The following is a 19479-nucleotide window of genomic DNA, read 5'->3' on the forward strand; positions in this document are numbered from 1 at the left end:
TTATTAAAACTCACGCTCATTACGACGCGGAGGCTGATTATCATTTTGCGGCTTGCTTTCACTGTCTCCAGTAGCCTGATCACGGGCAAAGCCACGGTCACGGTTATAATCACCGCGTTCTGAACGTCCGCCTCTGTCAGAACGATCTGATCTATGGCCGCCACGTCCTGAACGGTCGCGATCAGGACGTTCATTAAAACGTGGGCCTCTGCCTGTATCACGGCGTCTGTCAGGACGTTCAGTCCTTGGTCCACCACGTGAACCTTCTTCATTCTCAGTATAACCTTCTGGTTTGTCCTGACAATCGCGTACAGAGAGATTAAGTCTGCCCTGACCATCAACTTCAAGAACTTTTACCTTAACGGTCTGTCCAACTTCAAGAACATCTTCCACTTTTTCCACACGGCTCCATGCCAGTTTAGAAATGTGAACAAGACCTTCCTTGCCCGGGGCAATTTCTACGAATGCGCCAAATGCCATCAGGCGTGTTACAACACCCTCAAAAACAGTTCCCGGCTCTGGGTCAAATACTATGCTGCGAATTCTTGCAATTGCTGCCTCCGCTGCTTCTGCATTCGGTGATGCAATAAATACATGTCCGATTGCACCATCTTCCTCAATATCTATTTCTGTATTTGTTTCTTCTGTTATTTTGCGTATAACCTTACCGCCTTGCCCAATAATATCACGAATCTTATCAGAAGGTATGTCGAGTTTTTCAATCTTAGGAGCATAACCAGAAAGGTCATTGCGTGGGGTTTCAATACAAGGGATAATAACATCATTGATTATCTGCAGTCTGCCTTTGCGAGTCATCTCGAAAGCATCACGGATAATATCATATGACAAACCATCTACCTTAATATCCACTTGTATAGAAGTGATACCATCTTCCGTTCCCGCTACTTTGAAGTCCATATCGCCGAAGAAATCTTCAATTCCCTGAATATCCATAAATACCAGATAATCATTTTCATTTTCTTCATTAACAATAAGACCGGTAGAAATACCTGCAACTGGTTTTTTTATTGGAACACCGGCAGCCATCAGAGCAAGCGTACTTGCACAAACAGAACCCTGAGAAGTAGATCCGTTAGACATCAAAATTTCTGATACACAACGAATCGCATAAGGGAATTCTTTTTCATCAGGAAGCACAGGAACAAGCGAACGCTCTGCTAAAGCACCATGTCCGATCTCACGACGTCCGGGAGATCTGGCAGATTTAGCCTCACCTACACTGTATCCGGGGAAATTATAATGATGAATATAACGCTTTTGATCTTCATTATCCAGCCCATCAAGAATCTGAGCTTTAGCCAAAGTAGCCAGAGTACAGGTCGTCAGAACCTGAGTTTGTCCACGCTGGAATAAACCCGATCCATGAACACGTGGCAGAAGATCTACCTGAGCAGACAAAGCGCGTATTTCATCAATGGTTCTTCCATCAACACGTTTATGCTCCTTGAAAAGAAATTCTCTAACAGTTTTCTTCTCAAGTTTATAAATTGCATCACCTGTATAAACGACCCATTCTGGATTAATTGTTTCAAGATGTTCTGCTGTCTTTTCTTTTAAAACACCAACCTGTGCATCTCTGACAGCTTTATCAGAAGACAAAACAGCTTTTTTCATTTCTTCGCCGGCAAAATTTTTCACCGCTTCAAAAACTTCAGATGGCAAATCAGATGATTCATATGCGAATTTCTCTTTACCTACAGCAGCGACAATTTCTTTGATAAAACGGCATTGCTCTTTTATTGCTTTATGGCCTTCAATTATAGCTTCCATCATTTTATCTTCAGGAATCTCATTGGCACCGGCCTCTATCATACAGACTTTTTCTTCTGTCGCAGCAAGAGTAAGTTGCAAAGTGCTTTTTTCTCTTTGCTCTTCTGTCGGGTTAATAATAATTTCATCATCAACAATACCGACATGAACACCACCCATTGGTCCGTTCCAGGGGATATCAGACATTGCTACTGCCAGTGATGAGCCGAACATCGCAACAACTTCAGGAGCATTATCTTGTTCGACAGACAATACCAGATTATTGATAGAAACATCATTACGCAAATCTTTTGGGAAAAGTGGGCGCATAGGACGGTCTATGACACGTGAAGTTAATATTGCCTTTTCGGTTGGACGACCTTCACGCTTAATAAAACCACCTGGGAAACGCCCTACACTGTAAAGTTTTTCCTCATAATCAACGCTTAAAGGGAAAAAATCAATACCGGGACGTGGTGATGTTGATGCTGTGGCTGTAGACAAAATAACAGTCTCACCATAACGAACCAGACAAGATCCATTAGCAAACTGTGCCAGTTCACCTGTCTCAACGACCAGCTTCCTGCCGGCCATTACTGTTTCAAATACTTTTTTCATAAATGGTTTACCTCCATTGGATTTTTGTGATGCGATAAACTAAAAGATCTGGTTTTGTATCAACCTTATCATCTATATAAATCAAATAGACTATCTGCATCCGATCCTTCTGGGCGGTAGTTTGTAGGGTCCGGGGCCGCTTCTTCAGCCGCGCAACCTACCTTCTACAGCCCTCAGGTTTCTAATACTCATTTTGCCTGTAAAAAATGGTGAGTTTTAACGCTCACCATTTCCACAACGGCAGATTTAATTACTTTCTGATCTTGAGTTTTTCGATTATTGTACGATAACGCTCAATATCAATACTGATCAGATAATCAAGCAAACCACGACGACGTCCAACCATCATCAGCAGACCACGACGTGAATGATGATCATTCTTGTGTGTCTTCAGATGTTCAGTCAGATGATTGATACGCTCTGTTAGCAGAGCTACCTGTACCTCAGGTGAACCTGTATCACCTTCGTGTAAAGCGTAGGTTGCCATAATTTCAGCTTTTCTTGCCTTGTCCATTATTGTTCCTCCTTGAAATTCACCTCTGTCAAAGTATATGGTCGGACGATCCATAAACCTTGACATGGCAGACTACAGAAAATGTTAACACAATCAGCTTGTTTTGTAAAGAAAGCACTCAATAAATATATTCTTTACCTTGATCACAAATTATAACCTGATTCTCTTCTGCAGCCAAATTTGATTTATATGCTTCTGTATACCCTATTATTCTGGCTGCCATATCATATGATGCAGCTATAGCAATTATGTCATCGGCAGCGTCCTGATCACAATATATTTCCATGCGGTGTCCCATATTGAAGATCTGATACATTTCCTGCTGCTTTACCTCTCCCGATTCATAAATCGCCTGGAATACAGAGGGTGTCGGGAAAAGATTTTCCTTTACATAACGAATATTTTTGCCGAAATCACGGCATTTAACCTGACCACCACCGGTACAGTGAATTAACCCGCTTATTCTATCGCTATACTTAGCCAGTATCTGACGCATTACAGGCAAATATGTTCTGGTTGGAGATAGAACAGCTTCACCTGCAGTCAGTTCACTGCCAGGCAATCTGTCATTGACATGATATCTTCCACAATAAGCTTTATCTTCCGGCATAGTATCTGCGTATGTCTCAGGGTATATTTTCCTGTAATCCGAATGTAAAATCATGTGTCTGGCAGCAGTAAGTCCATTAGAACCTATACCAGAATTTTCTTTATCTTCATAGTTTGTACGTCCAAAAGAAGCAAGACCAACTATAACCTGACCAGGTTTAATATTAGAAGCATTAATCACATCTTTTCTTTTTAAACGAACAACAACTGTAGAGTCACATATAACTGTTCTTACCAGATCACCAACATCTGCTGTCTCACCGCCTGTCATAACAATTTTTACATCATGCTCTGCCATTTTATCAATAAAAGCATCATAGCCATTGATAATAGAACTTAAACAAGCAGCATCTACTCTATGCGCATTTCTGCCAATTGTATTGGAAACAAGAAAATTATCTGTTGCTCCAATGCAGATAAGATCATCAGTATTCATGACAAGAGAATCCTGTGCTATACCTGCAAACCAGGAAGTATCGCCTGTTTCTCTATAAATCAGGTAAGCTGAGGAAGATTTTGTACCTGCTCCATCAGCATGTACGGAACAGCACCAGTCCTGATCACCGGCCGGATCTGTTATTATTTTGCAAAATGAGCCTGGGAATTCACCTTTTGACTGTTTTGCTACAGCCAGTTTTACATCATCTTTGGTTGGTGATACTCCACGAGAAAGATATGATTCTGCTTTCATGATTTCCTCCGATTTTTGAAAAAAATGCTTTCTGAGCAAGTCTGTAAGCCGGGTCCTGTCGTGGACAGTCATCTATCTAGGCCAATCATTTCTGATTAGCTCAAGCCACCTCCCCGGGACATGCGGGCCACACTTCTCGTCCCTCCACGGTGTTGCTCCAGATGGGGTTTACATAGCCGGACTGTTGCCAGACCGCTGGTGAGCTCTTACCTCGCCTTTCCATCCTTACCGGTCTTACAACCGGCGGTTTATTTCTGTTGCACTATCCTTAAAGTCGCCTTCACCGGGAACTACCCGGCACCCTGCCCTATGGAGCCCGGACTTTCCTCACGCGCTGGCTTTCGCCATGCGCCCGCGACCATCCAACTTACTCAGAAAGCCACCTTATTATAATCCAAGCCGGCATCTACGGCAAAGGTTATTTGTGAAAACTCATTTTGCAGCTTATCTGCAAGCGGCTGCAAAACTACTCTTTCAGTTACATCATGACCTGCATCAAGCAATGTAATTCCACGCTGTGCAAGCTCCAAACCAACATGATGCTTTGCTTCACCGGTTATCACCGTGTCAATATCAAGTATTTCAAGATCCTCTGTCCATTCTTCTGAAAAAGATCCTGGGAAAACAGCTACTCTGGAAACCATTGGATCTAAGTCTGTATTAATTCTGCAGCCTGAGCTGCCAAGCTTTTCTATTACACGTTTTCTAAGCCACGAAAACTTTACAGGCTGATAAAGATCAGCAAAGCGACCGTGTCCGGAAGGGTTTTTGTCTAAATCGTCCTGAGGATTATTCTTCTCCCCGGGAAAAACGATCTGCCATTTCTCAGTTTCAAGTTCCAGAGCTTTTGCCAGACAATCGGCAACACCACCATATGCTGCATCCAGATTAGTATGCGCGCTATAAACTGATATTTGCTGTCTAATCAGATCATGAACCAGCTGTTGTCCCGGTTTATCAGTTCTAACAGTCGATAATGGCGAGAAAATAAGCGGGTGATGGGTAATTATCATATTAGCCCTATGCGCTCTTGCCCTGGCAATAGCAGCCGGTGTGATATCAAGACACAACATCACAGCCTCAACCTCAGATGCAGGATCTCCTACTTGAAGTCCTACCGGATCCCATGATTCTGCCAACCTAAGAGGGGCAATATTTTCAATTTTTCTTATAATATCAGAAACTGTAGGCATAATTCAGTCTCCTTTCTTTGCAAGTTCTGCATTAACAGCTGATAATACAGCTTTTAATTCAGGTTTACCAATACAAATTTTTTCCAGACCAGCTTTCATTTCCGCCAGATAAAAATCCCAGTCCGAATCAGAATGATTACTATATTTGGCAAGTATGACAGAACCAAGCCATAAGTTGACCAACTCTTTTTCGCCACAATGTTTGTAATAATCATTTACTGAATTCAAATTTTCAACGGTTGAAAAATTTTTATAAACAGTTTCTATTATTGTATAACAGTGAGCACGGTCAACTACTATATTCTCATCAGCAATCTCAAAATTATTTTTAGCGAGCCAGAATCTAAGCTCCGGTATAGATCTTTGAGGTTGAAGTATTAAACGTATATCTGGGGGTAGAGGTCTTTGTAAAATACGAATAATCTCCATACCGCCCATACCGGCAATTATGATCAGATCATCAGCCTTAAGCTTAATTTTTTCCAGACCATCTCCGAGACATACCGATATTGTATCTTCCAGGCCGTACTTTTTTATATTTGCCTTTGCCCTTGCGACAGGCCCAGAACGCAAGTCTGAAGCTGCGGCTTTTCTGGCTTTTCCGTTTAATAACAACCAGATAGGCAGATAGGCATGATCTGTGCCTATATCTGCAACTCTGGCTGTATTTTCAGGTACCATATCCGCAATCGCCTGCAATCTTGGCGGCAGATTCAAAGAACTCAAGATATTGCTGTTTTTATGGTCGTTCTCTGATTTGTTTTTATTCATTATCTATACTTTTCAAACTCCATTTTATGATCTTTGGCATCAATCCAGATAATCCTTAAGCTTTTTGCTGCGGCTTGGATGACGCATTTTACGCAAAGCCTTTGCTTCAATCTGACGGATTCTTTCTCTGGTAACATTAAACTCTTTACCAACTTCTTCAAGCGTTCTGGTACGTCCGTCATCAAGTCCAAAACGTAGTCTAAGAACTTTTTCTTCTCTTGGTGTTAATCCTTTAAGAACTTCCAGAAGTTGTTCTTTTAACAAAGTAAAAGCAGCCTGATCTGCCGGTGATGGCGCATCATCGTCGGGAATGAAGTCACCAAGATGACTGTCTTCTTCCTCACCGATTGGTTTTTCCAAAGAAACAGGTTCCTGAGAAATTTTCATTATCTCTCTTACCTTCTCCACTGTCATACCCATCTCATTTGCCAATTCCTCAGCCTCAGGTTCCCTGCCAAGCTCCTGAATCAGCTGACGCTGTATTCGGATAAGCTTATTTATTGTTTCAACCATATGCACAGGTATACGTATTGTTCTTGCCTGGTCGGCAATAGCTCTTGTGATAGCCTGTCTTATCCACCAGGTAGCATATGTACTGAATTTATATCCCTTTGTATAATCAAATTTATCAACAGCTTTGATCAGACCAAGATTGCCCTCCTGAATCAGATCAAGAAACTGCATGCCTCGGCCAACATATCTTTTGGCAATACTTACAACAAGTCTTAGATTGGCTTCACAAAGAGCATTTTTGGCATCTTCATCCCCATCAAGCATAGCTTGAGCCAATTCTTTTTCCTGATCGCCGGTAAGAAGAGGAACTTTACCTATTTCTTTCAAATACATTCTAACAGGATCATCTACACCAATCCCATCAATTGCAGCAATATCTACCTCGGCCTCTACTACATCTTCTTCTACTGAATTATCGGCGATTACTTCTATACCGGCACTCTCAAGTTTTTCTATTACTTTATCTGCCTGATCTATATCTATATCAGAAGCTTCTACCAGATCCATTACATCCTTGGTAGAAATTTTATTTTTATTCTCTTTTGCTTTTTTTACCAGTTCACCAATAAGACCCATTCTCTGCTCTTTAATAACATCATCACCAGCGATTACTTTTTCATCATTTACAGCATTTTCTTCCGTATCCTTTTTCTTAACAGCAGGTTTCTTTTTTGTAGCCGCCTTCTTTTTTACAGGTGCTTCAATCTCTTTTTTGACAGCCTCTTGTGAATCAGCTGCCTCAACCTGACCGTTCTCCATGATTTCTTTGTTGTTTTCTTCCATTACTGAATACCTCCGTATTATAATCTGCGTTATGCTTGTTTACTTAAATTGTCTTTTAATTCTGCTATTTGCTGTGAAAGCTCTAACAATTCACGGCGCAAACCACCTGTTTTTTGACTGTCACTACTTTCTTCCAGCTCTTTGTTCAGTTTGTTTTTTCTGTTTTTCAACTGATGAAGTTTCATATTCATTAGCCAGCCTAAAGCAACCTTATTCACATCCTGATGATCAATTAATTCATCAATTCTCATACTGGCACTTGCTATAAGGTCTGATAAATCTCTTCCCCGAATTACAGTATCACCGGCAAGTTCAAGTAATTTAACAGTATCAAGCTCTGCTTGTGCCAAAAGCGGCATTGCTTCAACATAAAGATTTCTCATTGTTCCCTGTGAAAAATCAACCGGCTGCGGCTTTTCCTGCAAATTTGACCAGCAATCAGGATTTGAAGCCAAAAGAACAAGCAAAAAGAGTTCGTCTTTTGTCACCTGATCATTGTTCGCCGCCTGTTTAGCCTTTGCATTTTCCTGCTTTTGCCGCAACTGTTGTCTTAACATATCATGATCTTTATCCTGACGGGGAGCTGATCTCCTGCGCTCAATTTCACTAATTACACTGTCTTGTGAGGTATGCAAAGTTTGTGCTAGTTTTTCAGCATATAATTCTCTGACAATACCATTATCTACTTTTGCAAGTATATCGCAGGCAGCATCCTGATAACCTATAATATCAAGACCACGCTCATTTTCATTTGCTCTTCTTGCCGTAAGCAGTTTGAAATCAATTAATGGTAAGGCTTTTTCGATTAGAGCACGAAATCTTTCCGGCCCGTTCTTTTTTATATAATCATCTGGATCTTTGCCATCAGGAACTTGCAGCACAGAAACATTCATACCTTTGGCAGAAAGAATTTCCAGACTGCGGACAGCAGCCTGCTGTCCTGCCGCATCGGCATCAAAGCCGATAATAATATTTTCCTTATACTTTCTTAACAAAGTTGCCTGCTGTTCCGTCAATGCTGTACCAAGTGAGGCAACAGCCTGATCTACTCCCGCCTGATGCATAGCTATAACATCCAAATAACCTTCAGCAATAATCAGATTATCTGCTCTACTGTTTTTCGCCAAATTAAGGGCATACAGATGTCTGCCTTTAGTATAAACAAGAGTTTCCGGAGAATTAATATATTTCGGCATGCCTTCATCAAGCACTCTGCCGCCAAATGCAATAACCTTTCCTAAAGCATCAAAGATAGGAAACATCAGTCTTGATCGGAACAGGTCAATCAAATTACCCTGTTTTGTTCTCTTAAATAAGCCACTTTCCAGAAGATCACCTTCGCTGTACGAAAGACTCTTTAAGTGTTTTAGCAAACCATCCCAATTATCAGGAGCATAACCTATACCAAATTTTTTAGCTGTCGCTGCTGATATAGCTCTTTTTTGCAAATATTGCTGTGCTATCTGACCTTGATTTCCTATGAGATTACGATAATACCAACGAGCTGCTTCAAGTAAAATTGTCTGCTGTATTTTGATTTTGTCATTTTTTATTTTCCATGCCTCATCATCAGGCTCCGGCAGATCAATGCCCGCCCTTTCGGCAAGAATACGTAAAGCCTGCGGATACGATACCTTTTCAATCTCTTTGATAAACCCAATTACATCTCCACCCTTATGGCAGCCGAAACAATAAAAAATCTGTTTCGAAGGAGACACACTAAAAGAAGGAGTATCCTCCTTATGAAAAGGACATAGCCCAAAATAATTGGCGGCACTTTTATGATCGAGCGTAACATATTGCTCAACCACCGACACAATTTCATTTCTGCTTTTTATTTCATCTACGATATTTTCAGGAATTAATGGGCTAATAGTATATACCTTCTTTCCATATCTCTTTTTCGTCAGGCTCTAAATGCCTATGCTATATACTATTCGACAAGATTTATTAAATACCTTCATATATCTTAAAAACAATCAAAAAAAGTTGAATGCAAAACTAACTTCTGGTTTGTTTGACAAGCAAAATCACAAAAGAAAAATCTATTGTCGCTTATAAAGTTTCTGTTTGTCTGCTTTTTAACCACAATGCACATTCAAGTCTTTTCTTTTGCAGAGCACATCCTATAGGATCAGAGCCGTCAATTTTCCCACTAACATGATAACTATTGGCAGCGCATCCACCACTGCAGAAAAACCTTGCCCAGCAATCCTGACATTCAGGTTTATCTGGTACCATGAGCTGACGAAAAGGCTTTTGCACGGCAGAATCCAATAAGATCTGATCAGACATAACATTTCCCATTTTAAATTTTTCTTCACCAACGAACTGATGACAAGGATAAATATCACCATCTGGTGTCACAGCACAGTATTCCATCCCTACACCACAACCTTTAAGACGTTTAAAGGCACATGGACCTTTCGATAGATCCATAACAAAATGGAAAAAATTAAAACCATTCTTCTCATTGTTACGTTGGTTTATTATTTTTGCCAGACGTTCATACTCTGCTTCAATAAGTGGTAAATCCTCTTGTCTGATTTCATAACCACTGCCAGGCGGTGCTACTACCGGTTCCATGGAAACCTGATCTCCCAACTCTGCCAGATGCAGTACATCCTCAGCAAAATCAAGATTATTGCGCGTAAATGTTCCTCTTAGATAATATTGTTTTTGACCTCTTTGTTTGATAAATTCTTTTATTGTCTTTGCAACCATATCATGAGAACCATGACCACCGGCATCTGGTCTCATCAGATCATGTACATGTTTTCTGCCATCAATACTCAAGACACAATTGTCAAAATTCTCGTTAATGAAAGCAGTTTTTTCATCATCAAGCAAAACTGCATTAGTAGTAATAGTAAGCCTGATTATTTTACCGGTTTCCTGCATCCTTTGTTTGCAATAAGCCGTAAGAGCAGTTACCACAGGCCAGTTCATCAAAGGTTCGCCACCAAAAAAATCTATATCAAGGTGTTTTCTGGGACCTGATGCCTCTATTAGAAAATCTATCGCCCGACGCCCGGTTTCTTCACTTAGCATTGAGCGATGACCTGTGCCGAAATCACCTGTACCGGCAAAGCAATATTTACAACGAAGATTGCAGTCATGACACAAATGAAGACACATTGATTTGATTCTAGGCTGATCAGGATACAACTGTTCGACAGTAACCTCTCTTGAAGGACAGAACAATTCCTCACGCGAAATCAATACATCTAATTCCTCTGCTACTTCGAAAACATCTGTCCCATGAGTCGCCGCCAATTTTTGCATATCGTTTAACGGTGGTCTTTGACCATTATATTCAATATATAAAGCCAGTACATCTCCGGCCAGATTATCAAGGCGATGCAAGGCACCACTTTCAGAATCAAAAGCCAGACGTTCGCCCAGCATAACAAACATATGAACCAATTTTTTGCCTCCAGTATATTATCAGGCATATCCCTTGCCTACAGAATTTTTTCTCAAACAAGCAAATAGTGAAAAGCCTTAGGGCTTTTCACTATCCGGGTGTCTGAAATCACATCAATCAGGAAAAGCTTATTTGCAGAAGAGTCAAGCTTAGCGCTCTACCTGCTCACAAGGCTGATTGGCGACAGTACAGCTGGTTTTACATGCAGACTGACAGGAAGTCTGGCATTCACCACAAGCTGAAGCGTTCTCGGCTGGCTGTATACATACACCACTGATAGTTTGAATATGTTTCATCATTAATATCCCCCTGATATAAAAAATTATATTAAATTATCTGATTATTTCCAATGTTATTCAGAAACCGGCTTAACAACAGTATTTACAGCTGATTTCTTAAAAGTAACCAAAGTATTGGCAACACTTGTAGAAATAGTAATTTCGTCATCTTTGATGTTTACAACACGTCCGACAACACCACCGATAGTAACAACATTGTCACCGACAACCATTGCATTGATCTGCTCACGCAGCTTTTTTTCCTTTTTCTTCTGTGGACGGATAAGAAGCAGGTACATCAAACCGAACATCAGAGCTAAAGGCAGAACCAGACCGAGTATACCCTCGATACCACCTACATTTGTTAATACACTATTTGTCATTATCATTCGAGAAGCCTCCTAAAGTATCTTCTGCTCTTGCTCATAAAGCAGGCAGATCATAGACAAAACTTATATTACCACTGCATTGCCACTTGATGCAAGTACAATTACAAATCAGAAGTCTTTGCATTATGCTTTTTTTAATTTACCATAGCCGAATTTTTCAAAAAACTCAGTTTTGAAATCAAGCAGCCTGTCCTTAGCTATTGCTAACCTGACTTCCTCCATCAAATTCAGCAAGAAATGAATGTTATGCCATGACGCCAAACGCAGGCCAAACATTTCACCAGCTTTTATCAGATGTCTTATATATGCACGGCTATAATTTTTACATACATAGCAATCACAGTTCTCATCAATGGGATTATAATCTCTGGCAAATTTTGCATCCCTGATTATCATTCTGCCGCCACTTGTAAGAACAGTTCCGTTTCTACCTATTCTTGTTGGCAAAACACAATCAAACATATCAATTCCTCTTACTGCACTTTCTATAAGATAATCCGGCGTGCCAACCCCCATCAGATAACGAGGTTTATCCGATGGCATCAGCGGGACGGTTGCCTCAAGCATTTCATACAATTGATCAGCAGGTTCGCCCACACTCAAACCGCCAATAGCATATCCCGGCAAATCAAACTGAGTAATCTCTCTGGCACTTTGCTTACGCAGATCAGTATATGTAGAACCTTGGATTATGCCAAAAAGAGCTTGTTTATCTGCCTTTTCATGTGCTTTTATACATCTTTCAAGCCAGCGTGTAGTACGCTGTAAAGATTTTCTGGCATAATCATGATCTGCCGGCCAGGGGATACATTCATCAAAAGCCATTATTATATCCGCACCAAGATCATTTTGCACAGCAATAGATTTTTCCGGTGTCAAAATATGCTTAGAACCATCAATATGAGATCTGAAATGCACACCTTCTTCATCTATTTTCCTGTTATCACTAAGACTGAATACCTGAAACCCGCCACTATCAGTAAGTATAGCCCGATCCCAGTTCATAAATTTATGAAGTCCGCCGGCATCACGCACTATATCACTACCGGGACGCATCCATAGATGATATGTATTTGACAAAATAATACCGGCTCCCATGGATTTAATCTCATCTGGAGACATCCCCTTGACAGTTGCCTGGGTTCCTACCGGCATAAAGGCCGGCGTATCAAAGCTGCCATGTGGTGTGTGAACAACACCAAGACGAGCACCGGATTGTTTGCAAATATGTTTCAATTCATACCAGACCGGATATTTATCCGCATAATTCATTTATCGTTTCTCTCTTTCACTTTATCTAATGGCGTATCAGCAAATCAAATTACCAGCACTGATAAAATTAATAATCAAAATCTATTTTTTATTTGGAAAAAGCAACATAGCATCGCCAAAGCTAAAAAACCTGTATTTCTGCGCAACAGCTTCTTGATAAGCCGACATTACACGATCTCTGCCGGCAAAAGCAGATACCAGCATCATCAAAGTCGATTCAGGCAGATGAAAATTTGTGATTAAACCATCTATCATACAGAATTGATATCCGGGATAAATAAAAATATCTGTCCAGCCTTTCCGAGCACATATTCTGCCGGTTTCTCTATCGGTCACGGCCTCAAGAACCCGGCAGCTGGTAGTACCCACAGCAATAATCCGCCCGCCACCGCTCTTAGTCTGATTGATTATATCAGCTGCAGACTCTCCTATTTCATAATATTCCGAGTGCATTTTATGCTCCAGAATATTATCAACTTTTACCGGGCGAAATGTACCTAATCCCACATGCAAGGTAACTTCGGCAATATTTACCCCTTTATTTCTAAGTTGCTCAAGAAGCTCAGGTGTAAAGTGAAGGCCTGCAGTAGGAGCTGCTGCCGAACCTTCCTGACAGGCATATACAGTCTGGTATCTTTCCCTATCCTCCAGTTGTTCATGAATATATGGAGGCAAAGGCATCGTACCGGCTTTATCAAGTATTTCCTCCCAGACACCCTTGTAGCTGAATTTTACCAAACGGTTGCCACCTTCAACTATTTCCAGTATCTCGGCAGAAAGAATATCAGGGACAAAATCAACAATATGGCCTTCTCTAAGACGTCTGCCTGGTCTAACCATTACTTCCCAGACATCAAGCTCTATTCTTTTTAGCAAAAGAAATTCAACAGCAATCTCACTATCTCTTTTTCTTCCCATAAGCCGGGCAGGCAAAACCCTTGTATTATTGATAACCAAACAATCTCCGGACTGCAGATATTCTGGCAAATCCGAAAAAATACTATGTACAAGCTGCTGCTCGTTTTGCGGCAGCACTAGCAAACGAGAACTGTCACGCTGCTGCAAAGGATGCTGAGCAATCAGTTCTTCAGGTAAATCATAATAAAAATCCTGTTTTCTAATCATAAATCTCCAATTGAAAAAACTTCTAGTCAGCTAACATTCTTCACTTGACTCGAATTGACTGTAAACTAGTGATAATGATATGATTATTAAGACTATGTGTCAATCTGAAAAGTGCAGAAAATCTGCAAAGACAAAAATTACAGTCGTTTAAGACTAAGAAAAAATTGGAGGAAATCACTATGAAAAAACCCGTATTTATTGGCTCTGCTGTTGCAATTGTCACGCCATTTACGGATAAAGGTGTCGATTTCGGTAAATTATCGGAATTGTGTGAATTCCATATCGCAAACAAAACTGATGCTATTTTGGTAGCCGGTACAACTGGCGAGGCTTCAACTATGCCTGACTCAGAGCATCTTGCCACAATCAAACATGTCGTTGATACAGTAGCAGGAAGAGTACCTGTAATAGCAGGTACAGGCAGCAATGATACCAAGCACGCAATAGAGCTAACCAAAAAAGCTTGTGAATACGGTGCAGACGCTATCTTAAGTGTCACACCTTATTACAATAAATGTTCGCAAGAAGGACTTTACCGCCATTTCATTGCTATAGCAGACGCAATTGATAAGCCGATCATTCTTTATAATGTTCCATCAAGAACAGCACTTAACATCGCACCTCAGACATATAAGAGATTAAGTGCACACCCAAACATCAACGGAACCAAAGAATGTAATCTCGATCAGGCCGCCGAAATTGCCGGACTTTGCAAAGATGATCTTAATCTTTATACCGGTGAAGATCCGATGGTAGTTCCTATGCTTTCACTTGGAGGCAAAGGTGTTATTTCCGTTGTTGCAAATATTGTCCCGGAAAAAGTACACTCAATTGTTGAATACTGGATGGACGGCAAAATAGAACAGGCTCGCGATCTTCAAATAAGCTTGATTCCTTTAATAAAGGCTATGTTCTGCGAAGTAAATCCCATACCGGTAAAAGCTGCAATGAATATAATAGGCATGAACGTAGGAGAATGTCGCTTGCCACTATGTGAGCCTTCAGAACAATCGCAGGAAAAAATAAAAGAAGTACTAAAAGCCTATAAACTAATCTAAATAAATTGTTTAATTCAGCAAATTAACACTTGCTTCCTCAATTGACATAAAAGCTGATTGAGGAAGCAAAAAAGTTTCAGAATTTATTCTGAACGCCAAACAAAACTTCAGGAGGTTTATATGACTTCAATTTTTATGAGTGGTTGTCTGGGACACATGGGAAGGGTAATACTTGAGCTTACCAAAAGTTACGATGATCTTCAGATTGTCGCCGGGAGTGATCTCAACCAAGATGCTAATATCGGCTTTCCTGTATACCAGAAAGCCTCAGAATGCCAAGAAGACTTCGATGTAATTATTGATTTTTCCAATCCTCTGGCTTTACCTGAGTTATTTAACTTAATGCGTAAAACAGGCAAACCTGCCGTTATATGCACAACAGGACTTAGTCAGGAACAAAAAAACGAGCTTCAGGAAATAAGTAAAAAGCAAGCTGTTTTTGTATCTGCCAATATGTCCCTGGGAATTAATGTACTGATTCATCTGGCACAACAGACGGTCAAAATGCTTTACCCGGAATTCGACCTGGAAATCGTCGAAGCACATCACAAGCGCAAAGTAGACGCCCCATCAGGAACAGCATTGATGATTGCGGATGCCTTGAATGAAACACTTGACAATCAACTGGAATATGTTTATGACCGCAGTCAGAAAAAAGAAGCCAGAAAAGATAATGAAATAGGACTGCACGCTATTCGCGGAGGTAACATTGTAGGTGAACATACAGTAATGTTTGCCGGCGGTGAAGAAACCCTCTCCATACATCATAGCGCACACTCACGCGATGTTTTTGCTCGTGGAGCATTAGCTGCCGCCAGATTTATGCCGGGAAAACCAGCAGGCATGTACAATATGAAGGATTTAATTGCCAGCAATTAAAGATCGGGCAAAAGTAATTAAATTCTCAAATACAAAGCTGGTAAATTCCGTCAACAAATTGTTTGCAGAATTTATCAGCTTTTTTGAAAGACATTCAGACCATTAGATATGGAGACGGTTGCTAATGCAGAAAATAAAAAAAAATTTTGCCCAAAATAATGAAATATATCTTGAGTCGGTAAAAACAAATTACGGCAGAATGAAAAAAGTTGTTTTTTTTGGTATTCCTGTTAGCTTATTGCATCTAATAATGTTTGTTTTTTTTGTAAAAGCAGATAACAGCACAGAAATTGTATGGCGAGCAGGTATTATATTGTTACATATAGTTTTGATTACAATGTATGTATTTACTCTGCTTATTGTTGCTTATTTAAAACAAAAAGAAATTTCCTCTTTGAAGACAATGCTATTTCTTCAATATTTATATATTTTTTTGATAATTGTTTTAGGTGTTGCTATTGTTTCTATAGATCAATTAGTCACTACAAGCATAACTCCGTTCCTTGTTATCTGCACAGTAATTGCACTGGTATTTTTATTAAAACCTTTAGCTTCTGTACCAATTTATATAACTGCCTACTTGATTTTTTATTTTTCTATAGAGCTCACCCAAAATAATCCATCAGTTCTGGCATCAAACAGAGTAAATGGAATTACAGCCGCAGCAATTGGTATAGCACTATCAAATATTCTATGGCAATACTACAGTAAAGATTTTTTGCAAAAAAAATTAATAGAAAAACAAAATGCTAAACTTGAAATGCAAAAAAAAGATTTGGAAGAAATCAATATAAAATTAACTTATATGGCTTCCTGTGACGAATTAACAGGATTATTAAACAGAAGGGAATTTGAAAAACTGATTGAAAGAGCGTTGCTTGAAATACCAAGGCACGATAACAAAGCTTGTATTATTCTGGTCGACATAGACTATTTCAAAAATATTAATGATAGCTACGGACATCCTATAGGAGACGAAATATTAAAACAATTTTCTTTTATTCTAAAAACAGAGTTGAGAGAGATTGACCTCCTAGCACGTTGGGGCGGAGAAGAGTTTATCATAATGCTTCATAACACATCCGCAAAAGAAGGCTTTCCTATAGCAGAACGCATTAGAAGTGCTATAGAAAACAAAATATTTTTTGTAGACGGAAAAGAAATACAAATTACTGCTAGCTTTGGAATAGCAGACCTAAAATACCTAAAATCAAATTCATTAAACTCATCATACCAAAAAGCTGATAAAGCTTTGTATACTGCTAAAAATAACGGCAAAAATCAGTGCATTTTAGCAAAAACACCTGAGGTCTGTTAATACATTTTGTATATCATAGTAATTACCAAAACATCTTATCATGGCAGGAAAATTACAATAGTATTTCGAGCGAGTCTAAATAACTATTTTAGGCAATATCACTAGTTATATGTGTATAAGAAGGAAGATAAATCATCCACGGTTAAAACTTGGTGTTGTTTTGCATTTTTTCTGCAAAACAACACAAAAAAATTGACTTAAATATAAAAAAAAGCTATAATCAAGCTAATGTTTTGCAGAAAAATTGCAAAATGGAGGGTAAAATATATGCTTTTGGAATTTAAAACAAAGAACTATAAATCATTCGCAGATGAAGCAGTACTTTCAATGACTGCTGCCCCGAAACAGAAAGGGTTAGATTATAGCTTGCTCATTAAAAAGATAAAAGGAAAAAATTTAAAGGGACTTTGTTCTTCTGTTATCTATGGACCTAATGCTTCTGGTAAGACCAATATTATAGGGGCTATGGACACTTTTAGAGCGATCGTACTTAGAGGACATATTCGCAATTCCGAAGAACAATCTTCGCCTAACCAAGCAGCAAGTGCTTTAGAATTGATACCGAACAATACAGCAAAATGCTCAGATCCTGTTTTGTTCTCTATAGATTTTATAGAAAATAATTTGTTGATTCATTATAAAGTAATTTTTGATTTAGGCTGCTTTTTGGATAGTGCATATACAAGAAAAGTACTGATAGAAGAACTCCATGTTAATAATGAAAAGATTTTTATCAGAGATGGGAAACTATCCTTTGGAGATTTTAAAAATATCAATAAGTTTATTTCGAGCGGCGTTCGCAAGAATGAAGATAGCGTAAAAGAAATTGCGAAAAACAGTTTGAATGATAAAGAGCTGTTTTTAATGAACGGATTTAAACTTATCATAAGCCAGGGCTTTGTTAAGATAATTAACAATTGGTTTACAAACAAGTTCATGGTTATTTATAGAGCAGATTCCCTGCAACTCATAAAGCGATTTGTGGATCCGCAAAAACAGACGGTATATGTTGAAAAAACAACAAATAATGCGGCAAAGCTATTTGGAATAAACTCTAATGCGCTAGGATACGTAATAAGCGAAGATGAGGCCGAAGCCAAGTTGTGTTCAATATTTAAAAATATAAAGGATCAAAAAAATGCAATTGTCGCTGCGGAGATATTTGAATCGTATGGAACGATAAGATTTTTAAACATGTTCCCATTAGTAATAAGAGCAATTTTGACAGGTGGAACATTAGTCGTGGATGAGTTTGATGCATCAATCCATCCTATGGCACTGATGAGCATCATCAATATATTCCATAATGATGATATTAATGAAAAACATGCACAGCTGATTTTTAATACGCATAACCCAATATTCTTAAACTCAAATATCCTTAGAAGAGATGAGATAAAATTTGTAGAACGAGATGAGAGTAATAATAACAGTGTATTATACGCTTTGTCCGACTTTGGAACTACCGGTGAAAAGGGTGTCAGGAAGCACGAAGACTATATGAAGAATTACTTTATCAGCCAATATGGTGCGATAAAAGATATCGACTTTACACCGATCTTTGAGGAGTTAATCTCTAGAGAAAGAGAGGTGTAGAAATGGCAAAGTTAAAACAGACAAAAAAGTACTATTTCAGTGTTGAAGGTGAGACAGAGCAGTGGTATTTTAAATGGCTTCAAAATCTCATAAATGAAACGGCTGATTCTGAATATAAGGTTTCATTTGATTGCCCTGTTCAAAAGAATCCCCTGAAGCGGGCTAAATCGATTGTCGTGACGAGTAAAACAGATATTTATCATATTTCGGATTATGAAAGCGATGATGAAATTCATGTAAGAGAATTCAGAGAAGCCATGGATAACATGAAGCTTGCAAAAGAACTTGGAAAGCAAATAAACTATAAATTCGGTTATACAAACCTGACTTTTGATTTATGGATTGTGCTCCACAATTCAAACTGTAATGGCTCGTTAGCGCATCGGAGACAATACTTGCAGCATATTAACCGTGCTTATAATGAAAACTTTGAAAACATGGATGAGTTTAAGCATGAGAACAACTTTAAAAGGGTCTTGGGGCAGCTCGCCTTGCAAAATGTCAGAGATGCCGTAGAACGAGCCAAGCTGATTATGCAAAGAAATTCAGAAAACGGCTATGTGCTTCAAGAATACAAGGGGTACAGATACTACAAAGAAAATCCTTCGTTGGCAATATGGGAAGTGATTGAACGAGTTTTAGTAGAGTGCAGTTTGGTTTAAAAAACGTTTAATA

The 19479-nt window shown here is 39.2% G+C and carries 17 protein-coding genes and 1 other RNA gene; 5 read left to right on the forward strand and 13 right to left on the reverse strand.

What is annotated here, in order from left to right; all coding sequences use genetic code 11:
• Positions 1–3 precede the first annotated feature (3 nt).
• The 13 genes from AC0KSB_RS05750 to queA all read right to left on the reverse strand — a co-directional run bounded on the left by AC0KSB_RS05750 (position 4) and on the right by queA (position 13953).
• Positions 4–2388, reverse strand: coding sequence for a polyribonucleotide nucleotidyltransferase (locus AC0KSB_RS05750; RefSeq protein WP_472307259.1), 2385 nt, complete (start codon positions 2386–2388; stop codon positions 4–6).
• Between the two features lie 250 nt (positions 2389–2638).
• Positions 2639–2902: a 30S ribosomal protein S15 gene (gene rpsO / locus AC0KSB_RS05755; RefSeq protein ID WP_472307260.1), complete on the reverse strand. Its 264-nt coding sequence runs from the start codon at positions 2900–2902 to the stop codon at positions 2639–2641.
• Positions 2903–3020: 118 nt separating this feature from the next.
• Complete coding sequence (locus AC0KSB_RS05760) at positions 3021–4202, reverse strand: AIR synthase-related protein (protein WP_472307261.1); 1182 nt, start codon at positions 4200–4202, stop codon at positions 3021–3023.
• A 28-nt stretch (positions 4203–4230) separates the two neighbouring features.
• Positions 4231–4576: RNase P RNA component class A (gene rnpB, locus AC0KSB_RS05765), an RNA gene on the reverse strand.
• Positions 4574–5395 carry a Nif3-like dinuclear metal center hexameric protein gene (locus AC0KSB_RS05770; protein WP_472307262.1) on the reverse strand — a complete coding sequence of 274 codons (822 nt, stop codon included), beginning with the start codon at positions 5393–5395 and terminating at the stop codon, positions 4574–4576. The genes rnpB and AC0KSB_RS05770 overlap by 3 nt, the downstream gene beginning before the upstream one ends.
• Positions 5396–5398: 3 nt before the next feature.
• Positions 5399–6166 carry a class I SAM-dependent methyltransferase gene (locus tag AC0KSB_RS05775; protein WP_472307263.1) on the reverse strand — a complete coding sequence of 256 codons (768 nt, stop codon included), beginning with the start codon at positions 6164–6166 and terminating at the stop codon, positions 5399–5401.
• A gap of 39 nt (positions 6167–6205) precedes the next feature.
• On the reverse strand, positions 6206–7255 hold the full coding sequence (gene rpoD, locus AC0KSB_RS05780) for an RNA polymerase sigma factor RpoD (RefSeq protein ID WP_472307320.1): 1050 nt from the start codon (positions 7253–7255) through the stop codon (positions 6206–6208).
• Between the two features lie 236 nt (positions 7256–7491).
• Entirely contained in the window at positions 7492–9372 is a 1881-nt protein-coding gene (gene dnaG, locus AC0KSB_RS05785; RefSeq protein WP_472307322.1) for a DNA primase, read from the reverse strand.
• Positions 9373–9517: 145 nt separating this feature from the next.
• Entirely contained in the window at positions 9518–10879 is a 1362-nt protein-coding gene (gene scfB / locus AC0KSB_RS05790) for a thioether cross-link-forming SCIFF peptide maturase (protein ID WP_472307324.1), read from the reverse strand.
• A 159-nt stretch (positions 10880–11038) separates the two neighbouring features.
• Positions 11039–11185 carry a six-cysteine ranthipeptide SCIFF gene (gene scfA, locus AC0KSB_RS05795; protein ID WP_472307326.1) on the reverse strand — a complete coding sequence of 49 codons (147 nt, stop codon included), beginning with the start codon at positions 11183–11185 and terminating at the stop codon, positions 11039–11041.
• 56 nt (positions 11186–11241) lie between these two features.
• The gene (gene yajC, locus AC0KSB_RS05800) at positions 11242–11556 is read right to left on the reverse strand and encodes a preprotein translocase subunit YajC (protein WP_472307264.1); all 315 of its coding nucleotides are present in this window, start codon (positions 11554–11556) and stop codon (positions 11242–11244) included.
• 123 nt (positions 11557–11679) lie between these two features.
• Positions 11680–12828 (reverse strand): tRNA guanosine(34) transglycosylase Tgt, encoded by a 1149-nt coding sequence (gene tgt, locus AC0KSB_RS05805; RefSeq protein ID WP_472307265.1) that lies wholly within the window; start codon positions 12826–12828, stop codon positions 11680–11682.
• Positions 12829–12909: 81 nt separating this feature from the next.
• Positions 12910–13953: a tRNA preQ1(34) S-adenosylmethionine ribosyltransferase-isomerase QueA gene (gene queA, locus AC0KSB_RS05810; RefSeq protein WP_472307266.1), complete on the reverse strand. Its 1044-nt coding sequence runs from the start codon at positions 13951–13953 to the stop codon at positions 12910–12912.
• Between the two features lie 179 nt (positions 13954–14132).
• Between queA and dapA the strand changes: the two genes are divergently transcribed.
• From dapA to AC0KSB_RS05835, 5 genes are all read left to right on the forward strand, one after another.
• Positions 14133–15011 (forward strand): 4-hydroxy-tetrahydrodipicolinate synthase, encoded by an 879-nt coding sequence (gene dapA / locus AC0KSB_RS05815; protein ID WP_472307267.1) that lies wholly within the window; start codon positions 14133–14135, stop codon positions 15009–15011.
• A gap of 120 nt (positions 15012–15131) precedes the next feature.
• On the forward strand, positions 15132–15890 hold the full coding sequence (gene dapB / locus AC0KSB_RS05820; RefSeq protein ID WP_472307268.1) for a 4-hydroxy-tetrahydrodipicolinate reductase: 759 nt from the start codon (positions 15132–15134) through the stop codon (positions 15888–15890).
• Positions 15891–16089: 199 nt separating this feature from the next.
• On the forward strand, positions 16090–17208 hold the full coding sequence (locus AC0KSB_RS05825) for a sensor domain-containing diguanylate cyclase (protein ID WP_472307269.1): 1119 nt from the start codon (positions 16090–16092) through the stop codon (positions 17206–17208).
• 267 nt (positions 17209–17475) lie between these two features.
• Positions 17476–18804, forward strand: a complete 1329-nt coding sequence (locus AC0KSB_RS05830; protein WP_472307270.1) for an AAA family ATPase — start codon at positions 17476–17478, stop codon at positions 18802–18804.
• Between the two features lie 2 nt (positions 18805–18806).
• Complete coding sequence (locus tag AC0KSB_RS05835) at positions 18807–19466, forward strand: RloB domain-containing protein (RefSeq protein WP_472307271.1); 660 nt, start codon at positions 18807–18809, stop codon at positions 19464–19466.
• Positions 19467–19479: the final 13 nt, after the last annotated feature.

The sequence above is a fragment of the Ercella succinigenes genome (assembly GCF_900002895.1).

Coding starts and splice junctions, on each gene's coding strand:
- AC0KSB_RS05750 (WP_472307259.1), bottom strand. CDS start 2,388: ATGAAAAAAGTATTTGAAACAGTAATGGCCGGCAGGAAGCTGGTCGTT.
- rpsO (WP_472307260.1), bottom strand. CDS start 2,902: ATGGACAAGGCAAGAAAAGCTGAAATTATGGCAACCTACGCTTTACAC.
- AC0KSB_RS05760 (WP_472307261.1), bottom strand. CDS start 4,202: ATGAAAGCAGAATCATATCTTTCTCGTGGAGTATCACCAACCAAAGAT.
- AC0KSB_RS05770 (WP_472307262.1), bottom strand. CDS start 5,395: ATGCCTACAGTTTCTGATATTATAAGAAAAATTGAAAATATTGCCCCT.
- AC0KSB_RS05775 (WP_472307263.1), bottom strand. CDS start 6,166: ATGAATAAAAACAAATCAGAGAACGACCATAAAAACAGCAATATCTTG.
- rpoD (WP_472307320.1), bottom strand. CDS start 7,255: ATGGGTCTTATTGGTGAACTGGTAAAAAAAGCAAAAGAGAATAAAAAT.
- scfB (WP_472307324.1), bottom strand. CDS start 10,879: ATGTTTGTTATGCTGGGCGAACGTCTGGCTTTTGATTCTGAAAGTGGT.
- scfA (WP_472307326.1), bottom strand. CDS start 11,185: ATGAAACATATTCAAACTATCAGTGGTGTATGTATACAGCCAGCCGAG.
- yajC (WP_472307264.1), bottom strand. CDS start 11,556: ATGATAATGACAAATAGTGTATTAACAAATGTAGGTGGTATCGAGGGT.
- tgt (WP_472307265.1), bottom strand. CDS start 12,828: ATGAATTATGCGGATAAATATCCGGTCTGGTATGAATTGAAACATATT.
- queA (WP_472307266.1), bottom strand. CDS start 13,953: ATGATTAGAAAACAGGATTTTTATTATGATTTACCTGAAGAACTGATT.
- dapA (WP_472307267.1), top strand. CDS start 14,133: ATGAAAAAACCCGTATTTATTGGCTCTGCTGTTGCAATTGTCACGCCA.
- dapB (WP_472307268.1), top strand. CDS start 15,132: ATGACTTCAATTTTTATGAGTGGTTGTCTGGGACACATGGGAAGGGTA.
- AC0KSB_RS05825 (WP_472307269.1), top strand. CDS start 16,090: ATGAAAAAAGTTGTTTTTTTTGGTATTCCTGTTAGCTTATTGCATCTA.
- AC0KSB_RS05830 (WP_472307270.1), top strand. CDS start 17,476: ATGCTTTTGGAATTTAAAACAAAGAACTATAAATCATTCGCAGATGAA.
- AC0KSB_RS05835 (WP_472307271.1), top strand. CDS start 18,807: ATGGCAAAGTTAAAACAGACAAAAAAGTACTATTTCAGTGTTGAAGGT.